16 protein-coding genes are annotated in these 18593 nt (G+C 29.0%); 15 read left to right on the top strand and 1 reads right to left on the bottom strand.

Annotated elements, in window-relative coordinates:
* The first annotated feature begins 5 nt into the window (after positions 1–5).
* The 14 genes from ACQPUW_RS12845 (at position 6) to dltC (ACQPUW_RS12780) (ending at position 17092) form a co-directional block, all read left to right on the top strand.
* A complete protein-coding gene (locus tag ACQPUW_RS12845) occupies positions 6–563 on the top strand; it encodes a glycerol-3-phosphate responsive antiterminator (protein WP_430837898.1) in 558 nt (185 codons plus the stop codon).
* Positions 564–715: 152 nt separating this feature from the next.
* On the top strand, positions 716–2212 hold the full coding sequence (glpK, locus tag ACQPUW_RS12840) for a glycerol kinase GlpK (RefSeq protein WP_430837897.1): 1497 nt from the start codon (positions 716–718) through the stop codon (positions 2210–2212).
* A 324-nt stretch (positions 2213–2536) separates the two neighbouring features.
* Positions 2537–3967 (top strand): NAD(P)/FAD-dependent oxidoreductase, encoded by a 1431-nt coding sequence (locus tag ACQPUW_RS12835; protein WP_430837896.1) that lies wholly within the window; start codon positions 2537–2539, stop codon positions 3965–3967.
* Between the two features lie 11 nt (positions 3968–3978).
* Positions 3979–5220, top strand: coding sequence for an NAD(P)/FAD-dependent oxidoreductase (locus ACQPUW_RS12830; RefSeq protein ID WP_430837895.1), 1242 nt, complete (start codon positions 3979–3981; stop codon positions 5218–5220).
* A 280-nt stretch (positions 5221–5500) separates the two neighbouring features.
* Positions 5501–5854 carry a DUF1667 domain-containing protein gene (locus ACQPUW_RS12825; protein WP_221858235.1) on the top strand — a complete coding sequence of 118 codons (354 nt, stop codon included), beginning with the start codon at positions 5501–5503 and terminating at the stop codon, positions 5852–5854.
* 415 nt (positions 5855–6269) lie between these two features.
* Positions 6270–7481, top strand: a complete 1212-nt coding sequence (dltD, locus tag ACQPUW_RS12820; RefSeq protein WP_430837894.1) for a D-alanyl-lipoteichoic acid biosynthesis protein DltD — start codon at positions 6270–6272, stop codon at positions 7479–7481.
* Between the two features lie 108 nt (positions 7482–7589).
* On the top strand, positions 7590–9110 hold the full coding sequence (gene dltA, locus ACQPUW_RS12815; protein ID WP_430837893.1) for a D-alanine--poly(phosphoribitol) ligase subunit DltA: 1521 nt from the start codon (positions 7590–7592) through the stop codon (positions 9108–9110).
* Positions 9110–10291: a D-alanyl-lipoteichoic acid biosynthesis protein DltB gene (dltB, locus tag ACQPUW_RS12810; RefSeq protein ID WP_430837892.1), complete on the top strand. Its 1182-nt coding sequence runs from the start codon at positions 9110–9112 to the stop codon at positions 10289–10291. The genes dltA (ACQPUW_RS12815) and dltB (ACQPUW_RS12810) overlap by 1 nt, the downstream gene beginning before the upstream one ends.
* Positions 10292–10402: 111 nt before the next feature.
* Complete coding sequence (gene dltC, locus ACQPUW_RS12805) at positions 10403–10630, top strand: D-alanine--poly(phosphoribitol) ligase subunit DltC (RefSeq protein ID WP_430837891.1); 228 nt, start codon at positions 10403–10405, stop codon at positions 10628–10630.
* A gap of 472 nt (positions 10631–11102) precedes the next feature.
* Positions 11103–12311, top strand: a complete 1209-nt coding sequence (gene dltD / locus ACQPUW_RS12800; RefSeq protein ID WP_430837890.1) for a D-alanyl-lipoteichoic acid biosynthesis protein DltD — start codon at positions 11103–11105, stop codon at positions 12309–12311.
* A 392-nt stretch (positions 12312–12703) separates the two neighbouring features.
* Positions 12704–13915, top strand: a complete 1212-nt coding sequence (gene dltD, locus ACQPUW_RS12795) for a D-alanyl-lipoteichoic acid biosynthesis protein DltD (protein ID WP_430837889.1) — start codon at positions 12704–12706, stop codon at positions 13913–13915.
* A gap of 108 nt (positions 13916–14023) precedes the next feature.
* Entirely contained in the window at positions 14024–15544 is a 1521-nt protein-coding gene (gene dltA / locus ACQPUW_RS12790; protein WP_430837888.1) for a D-alanine--poly(phosphoribitol) ligase subunit DltA, read from the top strand.
* The gene (gene dltB / locus ACQPUW_RS12785) at positions 15544–16725 is read left to right on the top strand and encodes a D-alanyl-lipoteichoic acid biosynthesis protein DltB (RefSeq protein WP_430837887.1); all 1182 of its coding nucleotides are present in this window, start codon (positions 15544–15546) and stop codon (positions 16723–16725) included. Before dltA (ACQPUW_RS12790) ends, dltB (ACQPUW_RS12785) begins: the two co-directional genes overlap by 1 nt.
* A 139-nt stretch (positions 16726–16864) precedes the next feature.
* Positions 16865–17092 (top strand): D-alanine--poly(phosphoribitol) ligase subunit DltC, encoded by a 228-nt coding sequence (gene dltC, locus ACQPUW_RS12780; RefSeq protein WP_204593141.1) that lies wholly within the window; start codon positions 16865–16867, stop codon positions 17090–17092.
* Between the two features lie 208 nt (positions 17093–17300).
* Here the strand turns inward: dltC (ACQPUW_RS12780) and ACQPUW_RS12775 are convergent, their stop codons facing one another.
* Positions 17301–17597 carry a hypothetical protein gene (locus ACQPUW_RS12775; protein WP_430837886.1) on the bottom strand — a complete coding sequence of 99 codons (297 nt, stop codon included), beginning with the start codon at positions 17595–17597 and terminating at the stop codon, positions 17301–17303.
* 151 nt (positions 17598–17748) lie between these two features.
* Here ACQPUW_RS12775 and ACQPUW_RS12770 point away from each other — a divergent pair, with 151 nt between their 5' ends.
* Positions 17749–18468 (top strand): MurR/RpiR family transcriptional regulator, encoded by a 720-nt coding sequence (locus ACQPUW_RS12770; RefSeq protein WP_430837885.1) that lies wholly within the window; start codon positions 17749–17751, stop codon positions 18466–18468.
* Positions 18469–18593 lie beyond the last annotated feature (125 nt).

Raw genomic sequence — 18593 nt, 5'->3', positions numbered from 1 at the left:
TATTTATGAATTTTAGTGAAGTATTATCAGATAATCCGATTATAGCAGCAGTAAAAAATTTCGAAGAACTAAATATAGCAATAAACTCAAATATTGAGGTCATATTTGTTCTTTTTGGGGATATTTTAAATGTTAAGGAAATTAGTGAGATAATAAATGATAAAAATAAGATCGGAATTGTACATGTTGATTTAATTGATGGATTAAATCAGAAAGAAGCAGCAATTAAGTATTTAAGAAAAGAAACAAAGTTTAAAGGGATAATTAGTACAAAATCTCAAGCAATAAAACTAGCAAAAGAAAACGGATTTATTGCAATACAAAGGAGTTTTGTATTTGATACTATTTCACTTAAAAATGTAAAGAATCATTTAATATCAAATATAGATGCAATTGAAATTTTACCAGGATTAATTCCTAAAGTAATTGATAAAGTATCAAAAAGTACAAATAAGCCTATTATATGTGGAGGCCTTATAGAAACAAAGGACGAAGTAATGATGGCTTTAAGTTCAGGTGCCACATCCGTTTCTACAACAAAAAGAGAAATTTGGGACATGTAGTTTAACGCATTAATTAATCGATAGCGACTTCATTAGTTAATTAATAGCAAGTAATAACTAAATAAACTAATAAGAAACAAAGATATTAATTTTAATAAGGGAAAATTAATAGGAGATTGTTAAGATAAGTATTAAGTAGAGGTGTGTGTAGAATGGAAAAGTATATTATAGCCTTAGATCAAGGGACAACAAGTTCAAGAGCTATTATTTTTGATAATGAACAAAATATATTAGGAGTTAGCCAAAAAGAAATAACACAAATTTATCCTAAAGAAGGATGGGTTGAACATAATCCAATGGAAATATGGGCAACTCAATATGGAGTTCTTCAAGAAGTTATGGCAAAAACAAATATAACTCAAGAAGAAATAGCTGCAATAGGTATTACAAATCAAAGAGAAACTACAATTGTATGGGATAAGAAAACAGGGGAACCTGTATACAATGCAATTGTTTGGCAATGTAGAAGAACAGCTGCAATTTGTGATAAGCTTGAAAAAGATGGATTAAAAGATTATATAAAAGAATCTACAGGTCTTGTTTTGGATGCATATTTTTCAGGAACTAAAATAAAATGGATTTTAGATAACGTGGAAGGTGCAAGAGAAAAGGCTGAAAATGGAGAACTTTTATTTGGAACTGTTGATACATGGCTTGTTTGGAAGCTTACTGGTGGGAAAGTTCATATAACAGATTACACTAATGCTTCAAGAACAATGCTTTATAATATAAATACATTAGAGTGGGATGATAAGATGTTAGAAGTCTTAGATATACCTAAATCAATGTTACCAGAAGTGAAAAATTCTTCAGAGGTTTATGGATATACAAATCTTGGAGGAAAAGGCGGTTTTAGAGTGCCAATAGCTGGTATTGCTGGAGACCAACAAGCAGCTTTATTTGGACAGGCTTGTTTTACAAAAGGATCAGCTAAAAATACTTATGGTACAGGATGTTTCTTACTTATGAATACTGGTGAAGAAAAGATTGAAAGTAAAAATGGACTTTTAACTACAATAGCAATTGGTATTGATGGTAAGGTACAATATGCATTAGAAGGTTCAGTTTTTGTAGGTGGTGCAGTTATCCAATGGATTAGAGATGAGCTTATGCTTGTAAATGATGCACAAGATACTGAATATTTTGCAAAGAAGGTTAAAGACAATGGAGGAGTTTATGTAGTTCCTGCATTTGTTGGACTTGGTGCACCTCATTGGGATATGTATGCTAGAGGAGCTATATTTGGATTGACTAGAGGATCAAATAGAAATCATATAATTAGAGCAGCCCTTGAATCTATAGCATATCAATCAAAAGATGTTTTATATGCTATGGAAGAAGATGCAGGCTATAAGATAGAAAGTATAAAGGTTGATGGAGGAGCAAGTAAGAATGAATTCTTAATGCAATTCCAATCAGATATAACAGATAAAGAAGTTACAAGACCAATAATAACAGAAACAACTGCCCTTGGAGCGGCTTATTTAGCAGGACTTGCAGTTGGATACTGGAAAAGTAAAGATGAGATTGCTAAGTCATGGTATGTAAGTGAGACATACAAGCCAAATTTCTGTGATGAAGAAAGAAATAAACTATATTCAGGATGGAAAAAGGCAATTGAAAGAGTTAAAGGTTGGGAAGATCAATAAAATAAATGAAAATTTATGAAAACGATTGACAAGCCTTGAAAAATGTGATAGCATATAAATATAATCAAATACAAGTGTTGAGAGAGATAGAGTCAAGCACATAAATTAAGGATTAATAATCCTTGGTTTCTGCTTGGCTTTTTTTGTTCTGTATGCTTAAAGATTCAAGTTATCTTATAGCCCTTTAAAGTTTTAGGGATAAAGAAACATCAAAGAGAAAGAGCTACAAGATAACTACTTAGAGAAGTCGCTATCGCTAAGTTAATGAATGAAATATAAAATAACTTAATTATAAGAATTTAAATAATTCTAGGAGGTTTTAGTATGTATGATGTTGCAATTATAGGAGCAGGTGTTATAGGAGCTTCAATTTGTAGAGAACTTACAAAATATGATTTGAAGGTAGTAGTATTAGAAAAAGAAAATGATGTTTCAATGGGAACATCAAAAGCAAACTCAGCTATTGTCCATGCAGGTTATGATCCAAAGATTGGAACTTTAATGGCAAAGTACAATGTAAAAGGAAATGAAATGTTTGAGGAACTTTGCAAAGAACTAAGTGTACCATTTGAGAGAAATGGATCACTAGTATTAGCTTTCTCAGAAGAAGAAATGGATCATATAAAAGAATTATATGAAAATGGAACTAAAATTGGAGTTAAGGGATTAGAAATTCTAAACAAAGAACAAATATTAGAAATGGAGCCAAACATAAATGACGATGTAGTTGGAGCGTTACATGCACCAACAGGAGGAATCGTTGGACCATATGAATATACAATAGCATTAATGGAAAACGCTGTAGCAAATGGTGGTAAGCTTGAATTAAAAACTGAAGTTGAAAAGATAGAAAAAGTAAATGATATTTTTAAAATCACTTCTAAAGATGGAAAAGTAATTGAAGCAAAATATGTAATTAATGCAGCTGGTGTTCATGCGGATGAAATACATAATTTAATAGCTAAAGAAAGCTTCAAGATTATCCCAAGAAAAGGTGAATACTTTGTAATGGATAAGACTCAAGGAGAACTAGTAAATCATACATTATTCCAAGCTCCAACAAAACTTGGTAAGGGTATATTAGTAACTCCAACAGTTCATGGAAACCTATTAGTTGGACCAGATGCAGAAGACATAGATGATAAAGATGATACTAAAACTAAAGGTGATAGATTAGACTATATTAGAAATACATCAACTAAAACAACTACTAAGGTTAACTTTAGAGAATCAATAAGAAACTTTGCAGGACTTAGAGCTACTCCAGATAGAGGGGACTTTATAGTTGAAGAAGCTGCAGATGTTAAAAACTTTATAGATGTAGCTGGAATTAAGTCACCAGGACTTTCATCAGCACCAGCAATTGCAGAAGGTGTAGTTGAAATATTAGAAAACTGTGGTTTAGATTTAAAAGAAAATAAAGATTTCAATGGTAAAAGAGAAGAAATAATATTTATGGAACTTTCACCAGAAGAAAAAGCTGAAATTATTAAAAAGGATCCAAGATACGGAAAAATAATCTGTAGATGTGAAAGCATAACAGAAGGAGAAATAGTTGCAGCTATAGAAAGATGTTTTGGAAATATAACATTAGATGGTGTTAAGAGAAGATGTAGACCAGGAATGGGAAGATGCCAAGGTGGATTCTGTGGACCAAAAGTACAAGAAATAATAGCAAGAGAATTAGGAATCAAGATGGAAGATATTCATCAAGATAAAGACGGTTCATATATATTAGTAGGAAAAACAAAGTAGGAGGGATAGCTATGTACGATTTAATAGTAGTTGGAGGAGGTCCAGCAGGACTTGCAGCAGCTTATGAAGCTTATAGTGATGGAGTAAAGAAAATTTTAATTATAGAAAGAGATAACGAACTAGGTGGTATATTAAATCAATGTATCCATAATGGATTTGGATTACATACATTTAAAGAAGAGCTAACTGGTCCTGAATATGCACAAAGATTTATCAATATGTTACAAGATACAAATGTAGAAGTTAAGCTTGGAACAATGGTACTTGATATAGATGAAGATAAAAATGTTCATGCTATAAATCCCGAAGAAGGATATGTTGTATTAAAAGGAAAAGCAATTATTCTTGCAATGGGATGTAGAGAAAGAACAAGAGGAGCAATAAATATTCCAGGGGATAGACCTTCAGGAGTATTTACAGCAGGAGCTGCTCAAAGATATATAAATATGGAAGGTTTTATGCCAGGTAAAAAGGTTCTTATACTTGGATCTGGAGATATAGGACTTATAATGGCAAGAAGAATGACACTTGAAGGCGCAAAAGTTGAGGGTGTTGTAGAACTTATGCCATATTCAAATGGATTAAACAGAAACATAGTTCAATGTCTTGAAGACTATGATATACCACTATTCTTATCACATACTGTAACTGATATAGTAGGAAAAGAAAGATTAGAAAAGGTTATTATAGCTGAAGTTGATGAAAATAGAAGACCTATTAAAGGAACTGAAAAAGAATTTGATGTAGATACATTACTTCTTTCAGTTGGATTAATTCCAGAAAATGAGTTATCAGGAAAAGCTGGAATAGAAAAAGATATGAGAACAAATGGATTAATAGTATCAGAAAGCATGGAAACATCAATAGATGGTATATTTGCTTGTGGTAATGTAGTTCATGTTCATGATCTAGTTGACTTTGTTACTCAAGAATCAAAGCATGCTGGAAAATCAGCAGCTAAATACATCAAAGATGATCTTAAAAAAGGAGCTAGCATCAAAATAATTAATGGTCAAAATGTAAACTACACTGTACCTCAAAGAGTTACTGTAGATGCAATAGATGGAAGCATGACTGTATTTATGAGAGTAAATAATATCTATCATGATAAGGCTCTAGTAGTTAGAGAAGGAGATAAGGAAATAGCTTCATTTAAGAGAAAGCATCTTGCACCATCAGAAATGGAAAAGATAATTTTACCTAAAAAGCTTTTAGAAGGAGTTAAGGGAGACTTAACAATTTCTTTAGAATAGGTTTAATAATATAGCCAATTTAGTGGTCATTTCTTAGTGGTTACTCTTTAATTAATTTAATGATGACTGAGAAAAAAACAAAAATTCCCTAAACAAATAATGATATAATAAACAATCATCCATGATAACAGTGTGCAACAACCATTTAAAATAGGATATTTTAAACTACAATTTTTTATATAAGACAAACTTATTAAGAAATGACCAATAAATATATAATTTTAGAACATGTAAATAAGGATTTAATATAAATACTATATTATAGGACGGTGAATTTGATATGATCAAAGAATTAATTTGTATAAGTTGTCCAATGGGATGTCATCTAAAAGTAGATGTAGACAATAAGACAGTAGAAGGAAACACTTGTAAAAGAGGAGAAATATATGGATTAAATGAAGTTACAAATCCAGTTAGAGTTGTTACTTCAACAGTAAAGGTAAATGGAGGAGAACTTCCAGTAATACCTGTAAAGACAAATGGTGCAATACCTAAGCATTTAAATTTTGAATGCATGGATATAATAGGTGAAACTGTAATAGAAGCTCCAGTTAAAATGGGAGATGTTATTATAGAGAATGTGTTAGGAACTGGTGTTGATGTAGTTGCTAGCAGAAATATAGAATGTGCATAATTAAATTTTAATTATTAAATACACACTAACATAAAGCGTACCTCATAAGAGCAGTTTAAACTTGTTTTAATAGACAAGTTTAAACTGCTCTTCTTTTTTATCCTCTTTCCATTAACAATTGTAACAATTTTGACTTTTTTTTGTAATTGCATGTAAAGTCTAATTCATTTATAATAAATATGGCCATTGTAGAATGTGTATAAAATAACAGAAAATTACACTAATTTGTAAATAAATAATTATAATAGTAAATATTGTGTTGATATTATTTGTACATAAAAATACTAAGGGGTTATGCTAAATAAAAAAATCTAATATTTAAAACTAACTATATAAATATTAAATTTTTTATTTATTAAAATTATAGATTAATTATAATTTGTTTTCATTAAAGTCATTAAGAGGGGAGTAGGGGATGAAGAAATTATTATACTTTATAATACCAATATTTATAGGAGGAATTTTTGCTTTTGGATTAAATAAATTTTTAGATAAAGAAATAAGTAGTTTATATCAAAGTAAAAATTTAGTTCCACTTATGGGGGAGTATGGTTCAGATGCTAAAGATACAGGAGTTGGATTAAACAATCACTTTTTATCACAAGGAGATATAATGATGATTGGCGCATCCGATTTTATACATGAAACTAGACAGCATCCTGCATATTTCTTCAATACAAATAGAACAAAAAATAGAGCATTTACAGTAGGAAGATCTCTTACGCAAGAAGCACAAGATGCAATTACAATTGGAAGTATGGATACTAATATAAAAGATAAGAAAGTTGTTTTATTAGTAGCTTTATCATGGTTTGTATATCCAGAAGGGATTAGACCTAAGGATTTCCAAGCGAGATTTTCGCCTGGACAATTCTATGCTTTTTTAAATAATCCAGAAATATCAAAAGAGAATAAAAAGAAATTAGCTGATAGAGTTACAGACCTTTTAAAAGGAAGTGATGAATATAAAGCAGAAAGATTATATGCTATGCTTTATGATTCAGATACATTTATATCTAAAGCTGAAAAGGTTGCTTTATATCCATATTTTAAATTAAGAGAGGGTATGGTTTCTTTAAAAGAAAAAGGATTATTATATAAAAGACTTAAAAAGCTAGAAGATAAGACTCCAGAGGATGGAAAACAAGGTGATCCTATAGACTGGAAGAAGGAATATGATTTAGCTGTAGCAGATGCTAAAAAAAGAGTTGGAAATAATCCATATGGCGTTGATCAGAAGTATTATGATAAAACGTTAAAACCTAAAATAAAAGAATTGAAAAATAAGTATGCAAATGTAGATGTAGAAAATGCTAAAGAGATTGATGATTATAAATTCTTCTTAGATGTATGCGAAGACTTAGGAATAGAGCCAACTATAGTTATAATACCTGGTTTACCTAAATATTATGATTATACTGGAGTATCAGCAGAAAAGAGAGACGGGCTATATAATAAAATTTCTAATCTTGCAGAAGAGAAAGGATTTAATGTAATAAATACCAGTGATAGAGCTGGAGAGCAGTATTACATGAGAGATGTTATGCACATTGGAACGAAAGGATGGTTGGATGTTAGTGAAAAACTATATAAGCAATTTAATCAAGGACAAGTACCTAGTAAGTAGTATTGTTATAACAATAATTATAATAGCAGCAATATTAATAGTAACATTTGCACCATTTAAACAAATACCATTTATTTATAACGAATTTTAATCTAAGGGGATGTTAATATGGAAATAATTAAAGGGATTAAAAAGTATGCTAAGACTAATAGAATAGCTTTAAAATGTGATGGAGAAGAATTAACATATACAGATTTAGATAGATTTTCAGAAAGTATAGGAGCATATTTAAAAGAAAATCATAATGATAATACGCCTATAGTTATATATGGAAATAAAGATAACTTAATAATGGCTTGTATGATAGGAGCCTTAAAATCAGGAAGAGCCTATGTACCATTAGATATAAGTTTTCCAGTAGATAGAGTATTAAATGTAACTGAAGAGGTTAAGCCTAAGGTAGTATTTAACTTTAGTGATTTATCAGCAGATTCTTTTGGACAAGGTGTTAAAGTAATAGACCAAGAAGAACTTGAAGGAATAATCAAAGGTTATAGAGATGAAGTGATAATGGAAGAAGCATGGGTAAAGGAAGATGAAAATGCATATATCTTATTTACTTCAGGAAGTACAGGAAAGCCAAAGGGAGTACAAATAAGTAGCAACAATTTAGATAATTTCGTTGAATGGATAAGTGAATACTTAAACATTGATGGAAGTGAAAAAGTTATAATGAATCAAGCAGCATATTCATTTGACCTTTCAGTAACAACTATATATCCAGGATTAACTCATGGTGCTACATTATTCTCATTATCAAAGAAGACTTTAGCAGACTATAAAGAGTTATTTAAGCAATTAGATGAATCAAAGATGAATATTTGGGTTTCAACGCCATCATTTGCTGGAGTTTGTGTAACTGAAGCAAGCTTTAACAGTGAAATGTTAGAGAGCCTTGAATCAATGATATTCATAGGAGAAGTTCTTCCAAAAAATCTTTCAAAAGAGCTTATGGAAAGATTCCCTAGAACAAGAGTAATAAATGGATACGGGCCAACAGAAGCAACAGTTGGAATAAGTGCTAATGATATAACTAAAGAAATGCTTGATGATGAAAAGAGTCTTCCTGTTGGAACAGTTATGGAAACAACAAGAATTAGAATTGTTGATGAAAATGGAGAAGACGTGAAAGATGGAGAAAAAGGAGAAATTGTAATAATAGGAAAGTCAGTTTCTAAAGGATATTTTAGAAATGAAGAAAAGACTAATGAAGTATTCTATTATGATGATTTTAATGGAGAGAAGTTTAGAGCATATAAGACAGGGGATATGGCTTACATCTTAGATGAGAAGATATACTACTGTGGAAGAAAGGACTTCCAAATAAAGCTTAATGGATTCAGAATTGAAATAGAAGATATAGAAAACAACTTAAGAAAAGTTGAGAATGTAAGAAATGCAATAGTTCTTCCAATATACAAGGATGAAAAGATAGCTTATCTTCAAGGTATAGTGGAGCTTAAAGAAAAGAATGATTTAAGTAATTTAAAGAATGGTATGATGATTAAAAAGGGATTAGAGAAGTTTATTCCGGGATATATGATACCAAGAAGCATTAAGATAATAGAGGAATTTCCAACAAATATAAATGGAAAAATAGATAGAAAGAAACTTATGGAGGAAATGTAATGACTTTTTCACAATACGGAGATTATTTTTATCTATATATACTCCTATTAACGGCAATTCCTGCTATAGTTCTAGGGTTATGCGGTAAGAAGATAAAAATATATGGAATGATTGCAACTGCATTTATGATATTCCTTATAGTAGGAATAAATGTACAGCTTAAATTCCTATGTATATTTATTATATGGGAAACACTTATAGTATATGGATATCTATTTGTTAGAAGAAAAACAGATAGTAAGTTAATCTATAGAGTATTCTTATTTGCATCAATGTTACCGGTAATAATAAATAAGCTTTCACCACATTTTAAGGTGTTATTACCTGGAGCTAAGATTGGAATAATAGGGTTTATAGGGATATCTTACTTAAACTTTAGAGTAATTCAAATAGTAATTGAAATATTTGATGGGGCGATAACAGAAGTAAAGCCTAGTACATTCTTTTACTTTGTATTATTCTTCCCAACACTAAGTTCAGGACCTATTGATAGATCAAGAAGATTTGAGAAAGACTTGGATAAGGTAATACCAAAGGATGAATATATAAATTCATATTTAATTCCAGGACTTAAGAAGATTTTTATGGGGATTGGATATAAGTTCGTTATAGCTTTTGCAATAAATACACTAGTATTAACAAAGATAAAAATGGATCATATTACATTTTTAAGAGCATTAAGCTATATGTATGCGTATAGTCTTTATTTATTCTTTGATTTTGGTGGATACAGCCTTTTTGCTGTTGGGACAAGCTATATATTTGGAATAAAGGCACCAGATAACTTTGATAAGCCATTTATAAGTAAGGATATGAAAGAATTCTGGACAAGATGGCATATATCTCTTTCAAGATGGTTTGGGGATTACATATTCTCAAGATTTGTAATTAGTTCAATGAGAAAGAAAAGGTTCAAAAAGAGAGCTACAGCAGCACATGTTGCACAGATTATCACAATGCTTGTAATGGGATTTTGGCATGGATTAACTTGGTACTATATAGTTTATGGTATTTACCAAGGTGTAGTTTTAGTATTAACTGATATTTATCAAAAGAAATCAAAGTTCTATAAAGCTCATAAAAAGGAAAAGTGGTTCCAAGTTGTACAGATAGTAATAACATTTAACATAGCATGTTTTGGTCTATTAATATTCTCTGGATACTTCCATATGGTAAAGTAGAATTATAATATTTTATAGATTATCAAAATGAAATTCATGTACATTTTAATAGTAAATTATAAAATTAATAGATATAAAAAATTATATTTTAAGATAAGGAGATAGAAGAAAATGCAAGAACAAGTAATAGAGATTTTTGAAGAAGTAACTGGATGTGACGAAATAAGAGAGGATTTAGAGATGGATTTATTTGAAGCTGGACTTTTAGATTCACTTGCAATAATAGAAGTATTATTACAAATAGAAGAAAGACTAGGAATAAAACTTCAACCAACAGACCTTGAAAGAACAGATATGGCAACAGTTAATAATTTAGTAACATTTTTAGAGAGTAGATAATTAATTAAAAAAGGAATTATAATTAAAACCGACCTAGTTAATAGGTTGGTTTTTTGTAATTCTATAAATAAATATAGAGATTATTTTCATTTATAGAGTCATATTTTATAGGGACGTATGTACCTAGAAATATATTAGTTATTAGAGATTATATTATGGTAGTTAATTTAGGTAGGGAGCTTATGACTTAAACAATAGCTTTTGAGTGTAAAAAATAGGAGTAGAAATGGATAATTTGTAGAAATACTTTAAAAAAATTAGTTAATAATTTGTTAATTAGTTAAAGATGAAAATTAAGCAATACACTAAAAAACGGCTGTATTACTTGCTTATTTAATTTTAAAAAAATAAATTTTAGTATTTTTTAAGATGGTATTCATTATTTATTAAAAAGGATTAAATTTATGTAATTGATTGTTTTATATAATCGTAATATTATTTTTATTGTATTTTATTTAGATAGGAGTAATGTATGAAGAAGTTATTATATTTTATAATACCAATATTTATAGGTATAATTTTTATAGTTGGGTTAAATAAATTTTTGGATATTAAAATAGGTAATTTATATAAAAGCAAAGATATAACAATTCTTAAAAATGAGTATTCAACTAATATTAAAGATAAAAGTGTAATATTAGCAGATTATTTTCTTTCACAAAACAACATAATGATGATGGGGTCATCAGAGTTAAATCACGTAGTATCAAGGCAACATCCAACGAACTATTTTAATACTGATAGAAGTAAAACTCAAATTTTTACAATAGGACGACCATATACTCAGACTCTACAAGATACAATAATGCTTGGAAGTATGAATCCAAATATAAAAAATAAAAAGATTGTATTACTATTATCTATGCAATGGTTTATGGATAAAAATGGAGTTACACGAGCGCATTTTCAAAGTAGATTTTCACCAGAACAACTTTATACGTTTTTGGATAATAAGGATATAAGTAAAAAGAATAAAATGGAAATATCAGATAGGGTTGGAGAACTTCTAAAAGGAAGTGATGAGTATAAACCTGAGAGAGTATATGCAAACCTTTATGATTCTAATACGATGATATCAAAGATTGAAAGTGTAATACTATATCCATATTTTGAAGTTAGGAAAAATATGGTCAAAATTAAGGAGAAGGGATTACTATATAGGGCCCTTATGAAACTTCCAGATAAAACTTTAAATAAAAATAGAGAAAAGAAAATTAATTGGGAAAAAGAAAAAATAGAAGCTGTTAAAGAAGCAAAGCAAAAATCTAATGAAAACAATCTGAAAGTTTACAATGATTTTTATGACGTAATAAAGAAACAATACAAAAAATTAAAAAATAAATATACAAATGTAAATTTAATGGATTCAGAGGAGATGAAAGATTACCAAAGCTTCTTGAATTTGTGTGAAAATTTAAATATAAAACCTACTATAGTGGTTATACCAGCATCAAACTGGTACTATGATTATACCGGGATTCCTGATAAGGAAAGATATAAGTATTATGATAAAGTTACAGAAATGGCAAAGGCAAAAGGATTCGATGTTATGAATTTAAAAGACAAAGAGAATGTAGACTATTATTTACGAGATGCAATGCATCTTGGTCCGGTAGGGTGGCTAGACGTTAATGAGAAACTTTATAAAAAATACAATGATGGAGAAATGCTTAATAAATAACATACCCAAAATAGAAATGTAATTCTTTAAAATAATTCGAAACTAGTAAAATTTGTGAACTTAGAATACATAATAAGTTTATAGTGAAATATATAAAGAATTTAAAGTGCGAAATATAACGATTATAAATTAATATAGAGATAATTTATTGAAATAAGTTTAACAAAAAGTAAATGAAATAGTTAATAAAATGTTAAATTTTATTAGAGAGAATACCTGTTATATCAATGAAAATGGCGTTATTACTTAGGTGATTTATTAGAAAGTTAAAAAAATAGTATTTTTTAAGAAATTATTCATTATTTGTTAAAAAGGATTAAATTTATGTGATTGATTATCTTACATAATAGTAATACTATTTTTATTGAATTTTATTTAGAGAGGAGACAGGTATGAAGAAATTATTATATTTTATAATACCAGTACTTATAGGGGGGATTTTTGCTTTTGGTTTAAATAAGTTCTTAGATAATGAGATTAATAAACTTTATCAAAGCAAAAATCTAGTACCTCTTATGGGCGAATATGGCTCAGATATTAAAGATACAGGGGTAGCGCTGAATAATCATTTCTTATCACAAGGTGACATAATGATGATTGGAGCATCAGACCTTATACATGAAACAAGACAGCATCCTGCATATTTTTTCAATACGAATAGAACTAAGAATAGAGTATTTACAATAGGTAAATCTCTTACTCAGGAAGCACAAGATGCAATTACATTAGGAAGTATGGATCCTAAGATAAAAGATAAAAAAGTTGTATTATTAGTGGCGTTATCATGGTTTGTATATCCAGAAGGAATTAGACCTAAGGATTTTCAAGCAAGGTTTTCTCCAGGACAATTTTATGCTTTTTTAAATAATCCAGAAATATCTAATGAAAATAAAAAGAAATTAACAGAAAGAGTTAGCAAACTTTTAAAAGGTAGTGATGAGTATAAACCTGAAAGAGAGTATGCTATCCTTTATAATGCAGATACATTTACATCTAAAGTGGAAAAAGTGGCTTTATATCCTTACTTCAAGGTACGACAAAAAATGGTTACTTTAAAAGAAAAAGGGTTGCTATATACTAGATTAAAAAAACTTAAGGATAAAACACCAAAGGATGATAAGCCTGGAAAACCAATAAATTGGGAGAAGGAATATAACTTAGCGGTATCCGATGCTAAGAAAAGAGTTGGAGATAATCCATTTAAAGTCGATCAAAAATATTATGATAAAATTTTAAAACCACATCTTAAAAGTTTAAAAAATAAATATGCTAATGTAGATCCTTCAAATGCTAAAGAAATGAATGATTATGAATTTTTCTTAGATGTATGCCAAAATCTTGGAATAAAACCAACTATAGTTATAATACCTGGTTTACCTAAATATTATGATTATACTGGTGTTACAGAAAAGAAAAGAGATGAGGTATATAATAAGATTTCTAAACTTGCAGAAGACAAAGGGTTTAATGTTATAAATACAAGTGACAAAGCAGGTGAACTTTATTATATGAGAGATGTTATGCATATTGGAACGAAAGGATGGTTGGACGTTAGTGAAAAACTTTATAAAGAATATAATCAAGGACAAGTATCTAATAACTAGTATCGTTGTAACAATAGTTATAATAGCTGCAATATTAGTGTTTACATTTGCGCCATTTAAACAAATACCATTTATCTATAATGAATTTTAACTTAGGAGGATATTGATATGGAAATAATCAGAGGAATTAAAAAGTATGCTAAGACTAATAGAATAGCTTTAAAATGTGATGGAGAAGAATTAACATATACAGATTTAGATAGATTTTCAGAAAGTATAGGAGCATATTTAAAAGAAAATCATAATGATAATACTCCTATAGTTATATACGGAAATAAAGATAATTTAATAATGGCTTGTATGATAGGAGCATTAAAATCAGGAAGAGCTTATGTACCACTAGACATAAGTTTCCCATTAGATAGAGTACTAAACGTAACAGAAGAAGTTAAACCTAAGATAGTATTTAACTTTAGTACTTTAGAAAAAGAAGTTTTCGGAGAAGATGTTAAAGTAATTAATCAAGAAGAGCTTGAAAGAATAATTGAAGATTATAGAGATGAAATAATAATGGAAGAAGCATGGGTAAAGGAAGATGAGAATGCTTATATCTTATTTACTTCAGGAAGTACAGGAAAGCCTAAGGGGGTACAAATAAGTAGCAACAATTTAGATAATTTCGTTGAATGGATAAGTGAATACTTAAACATTGATGGAAGCGAAAAAGTTATAATGAATCAAGCTGCATATTCATTCGATCTTTCAGTAACAACTATATATCCAGGATTAACTCATGGTGCTACATTATTCTCATTATCAAAGAAGACATTAGCAGATTATAAAGAGTTATTTAAGCAATTAGATGAATCAAAGATGAATATATGGGTATCAACACCATCATTCGCTGGAGTTTGTGTAACTGAAGCAAGCTTTAATAGTGAAATGCTAGAGAACCTAGAATCAATGATATTTATAGGAGAAGTTCTTCCAAAGAATCTTTCAAAGGAGCTTATGGAAAGATTCCCAAGAACAAGAATAATAAATGGATATGGACCAACAGAAGCAACAGTTGGAATAAGCGCAAATGATATAACTGTAGAAATGCTAGAAGACGAAAAAAGCTTACCAGTTGGTACAGTTATGGAGACAACAAGAATTAGAGTTGTTGATGAAAATGGACAAGACGTAAAAGAAGGCGAAAAAGGTGAGGTTGTAATAATAGGAAAATCAGTTTCAAAGGGTTACTTCAAGAATGAAGAAAAGACTAATGAAGTGTTCTATTATGATGACTTTAACGGAGAAAAATTTAGAGCATATAAGACAGGGGATATGGCTTACATCTTAGATGAGAGAATATACTACTGTGGAAGAAAGGACTTCCAAATAAAGCTTAATGGATTCAGAATAGAAATAGAAGATATAGAAAACAACTTAAGAAAAGTTGATAATATAAGAAATGCAGTAGTTCTTCCAATATACAAGGATGAAAAAATTGCTTATCTTCAAGGAGTAGTAGAACTTAAAGAAAAGAATGATTTAAGTAATTTAAAGAATGGCATGATGATTAAAAAAGGATTAGAAAAATTTATACCAGGCTACATGATACCAAGAAATATTAAGATAATAGATAAGTTCCCAACAAACGTAAACGGAAAAATAGATAGAAAGAAACTTATGGAGGAAATGTAATGACTTTTTCACAATATGGAGATTATTTTTATCTATATATACTCCTATTAACAGCAATTCCTGCTATAGTTTTAGGGTTATGTGGTAAAAAGATAAAAATATATGGAATGATTGCAACTGCATTTATGATATTCCTTATAGTTGGAATAAATGTGCATTTTAAATTCCTGTGTATATTTATTATATGGGAAACACTTATAGTTTATGGTTACTTGTTTGTTAGAAGGAGAACAGAGAGCAAACTTGTATATAGAATATTCCTGTTTGCATCAATGCTTCCAGTAATAATAAATAAACTATCACCACACTTTAATGTATTATTCCCTCACGCAAAAATTGGGATAATAGGATTTATAGGAATATCTTATTTAAACTTTAGAGCTATTCAAATGGTTATAGAGATATATGATGGAGCAATAACAGAAGTAAAACCTAGTACATTCTTTTACTTTATATTATTCTTCCCAACATTAAGTTCAGGACCTATTGATAGATCAAGAAGATTTGAAAAAGATTTAGAAAAGAAAATACCAAAAGATGAATATATAAATGATTACTTAATGCCAGGTATTAAGAAAATAATTATGGGTGTTGGATATAAGTTTGTTATAGCATTTCTTATAAACACTTTATGGCTTACTAAAATTCATACAGATCATATAACATTCTTAAGAGCTTTAAGTTATATGTATGCTTATAGTTTATACTTATTCTTTGACTTTGGTGGATACAGCCTTTTCGCTGTTGGTACAAGTTATATATTTGGAATAAAGGCACCAGATAACTTTGATAAACCATTTATAAGTAAAGATATGAAAGAGTTCTGGACAAGATGGCATATATCACTTTCAAGATGGTTTGGAGATTACATATTCTCAAGATTTGTAATTAGTTCAATGAGAAAGAAGAGATTTAAAAAGAGAGCTACAGCAGCACATGTCGCTCAAATTATCACAATGCTCACAATGGGATTTTGGCATGGATTAACTTGGTATTACATAGTTTATGGTATTTACCAAGGTGTAGTTTTAGTATTAACTGATATCTATCAAAAGAAATCAAAGTTCTACAAATCACACAAAAAGGAAAAGTGGTTCCAAATTGTACAGATTGTTATAACATTCCATATAGCATGTTTTGGTCTGTTAATATTCTCAGGATACTTCCACATAGTGAAGTAAAATTTAAAGCTTAATAATTACTTAAAATAAATTTATGTAAATTTTATATAAACTTTATAGAAAAAAAAGATTTTATAGCTAAAATAGAAGAGAGAGATTTTTAAAGAATTAGATTTAAATATAAGGGAGATAGAGGAAAATGCAAGAACAAGTAATAGAAATTTTTGAAGAAGTAACTGGATGCGACGAAATAAGAGATGATTTAGAATTAAACTTATTTGAAGCTGGACTTTTAGATTCACTTGCAATAATAGAAGTATTATTACAAATAGAAGAAAGACTAGGAATAAAACTTCAACCAACAGATCTAGAAAGATCAGATATGGCAACTGTTAATAACCTAGTAGCATTCTTAGAAACTAGATAATTAATTTAAAAAGCAATTATAATTTTAAAACCTCAATCTGTTATAGATTGGGGTTTTATCTTATAATACTACTAATTTTCAATGCTCTTTACCAATTCAATATTTCTAATTTAAATGCAGAAAGAGAGTCCAATATTCTTATTTAAAATATTGGACTCTCTTTTATTGACGCGTAATTTGGTTATTTTAGTTTATACAGGATATTTAATTATTTATTATCTTGCACATCCCTATTTGTTCCTGTTACATCCTCAAAATCATTCATTTCATCTGCCATACTTTGAGTGTAGTCAAATTCTTGATTGGCAATATTTTGAGATACTATAGGATCACTAGCAGGATTAGGAATAGGTGTAATATCTCCATTTGGAGCTTTGCTTACCAGATCCTCATCATTAGGATGATAGCCTGTTCTTTCATCAGGAAGATATACGTTTGAGTACTCTTCATGAACTCTTGTAGCACTAGATATATCGCCGATTTTATGCTTCTTATTCTTATCCAATTTATATCGCCTCCTACAAAAATAGTTTTTGTAATTTAAATATATTAATACATGAATTATATAAATTTAATTATTTTACTCTAAGGATATTTGTATTAGAATAGGAATAAATATGGTAGTTTTCAAGAAAATAATAAAAGGAGAGTTATTTATGTTTGGAGTTAATGAAATAAAAAGTCTTAATGATTTAGAGTTTGGTGTTTATGATTACATAATGAAAAATAAAAATACTGTAATTTATATGAGAATAAGAGAACTTGCAGATGAAACTCATGTATCAACAACTACAATACTTAGGTTTTGTAAAAAATTTGGATGTGAGGGATTTTCTGAATTTAAAATTAAATTAAAAATGTTTTTAGAAGAAAATGAGAGTGTAAATATAAAGGATGATAAAAGTATAATAATAGAATTTTTAAATAGAGCCAATAATGATAATTTTAAAGAGGATTTAGAAGAAGCTGCAATTGCACTTAAGAAGGCTAAGTATGTCTTTTGTGTTGGGGTTGGAAGCTCAGGGGCTATGGCGAGCTATGCATCTAGATATTTTGCAGGCCTTGGGAAATTCTCTCTTTCAATAACAGATCCATATTATCCTACTGAAGGTATATATGCAGAAGGAAGTGTAACATTTGTATTCTCAGTATCAGGAGAGAACCCAAGTGCTATAACACATATAAATAGAATGAAAAGTGCAGGAGGAAAAATAATATCTATTACAAATAGTAAAAACTGTACTATAGCAAATTTTTCAGACATAAAGCTTGCATACTATGTTCCACAACAGAAGAGAGGAACCCATGAAGCAACAACTCAAATTCCTGTTTTATATATGATTGAAGATATAGGAAAAAGAATGATTAACATGTAACAGGATGTTTTATGTATAAAACATATTATTTAATGATGGTACATGTTTTTTAAGAGCATAATAGCATTTACTTAGTAAATTTTTGAAAATATAATTAGGGTATAAAAGCGGATGAGAAATTAGTT

This window comes from Clostridium sardiniense (genome assembly GCF_050584765.1).
Classification (GTDB): domain Bacteria; phylum Bacillota; class Clostridia; order Clostridiales; family Clostridiaceae; genus Clostridium; species Clostridium sardiniense_A.
This window is presented reverse-complemented; position numbering and strand designations above follow the sequence as displayed.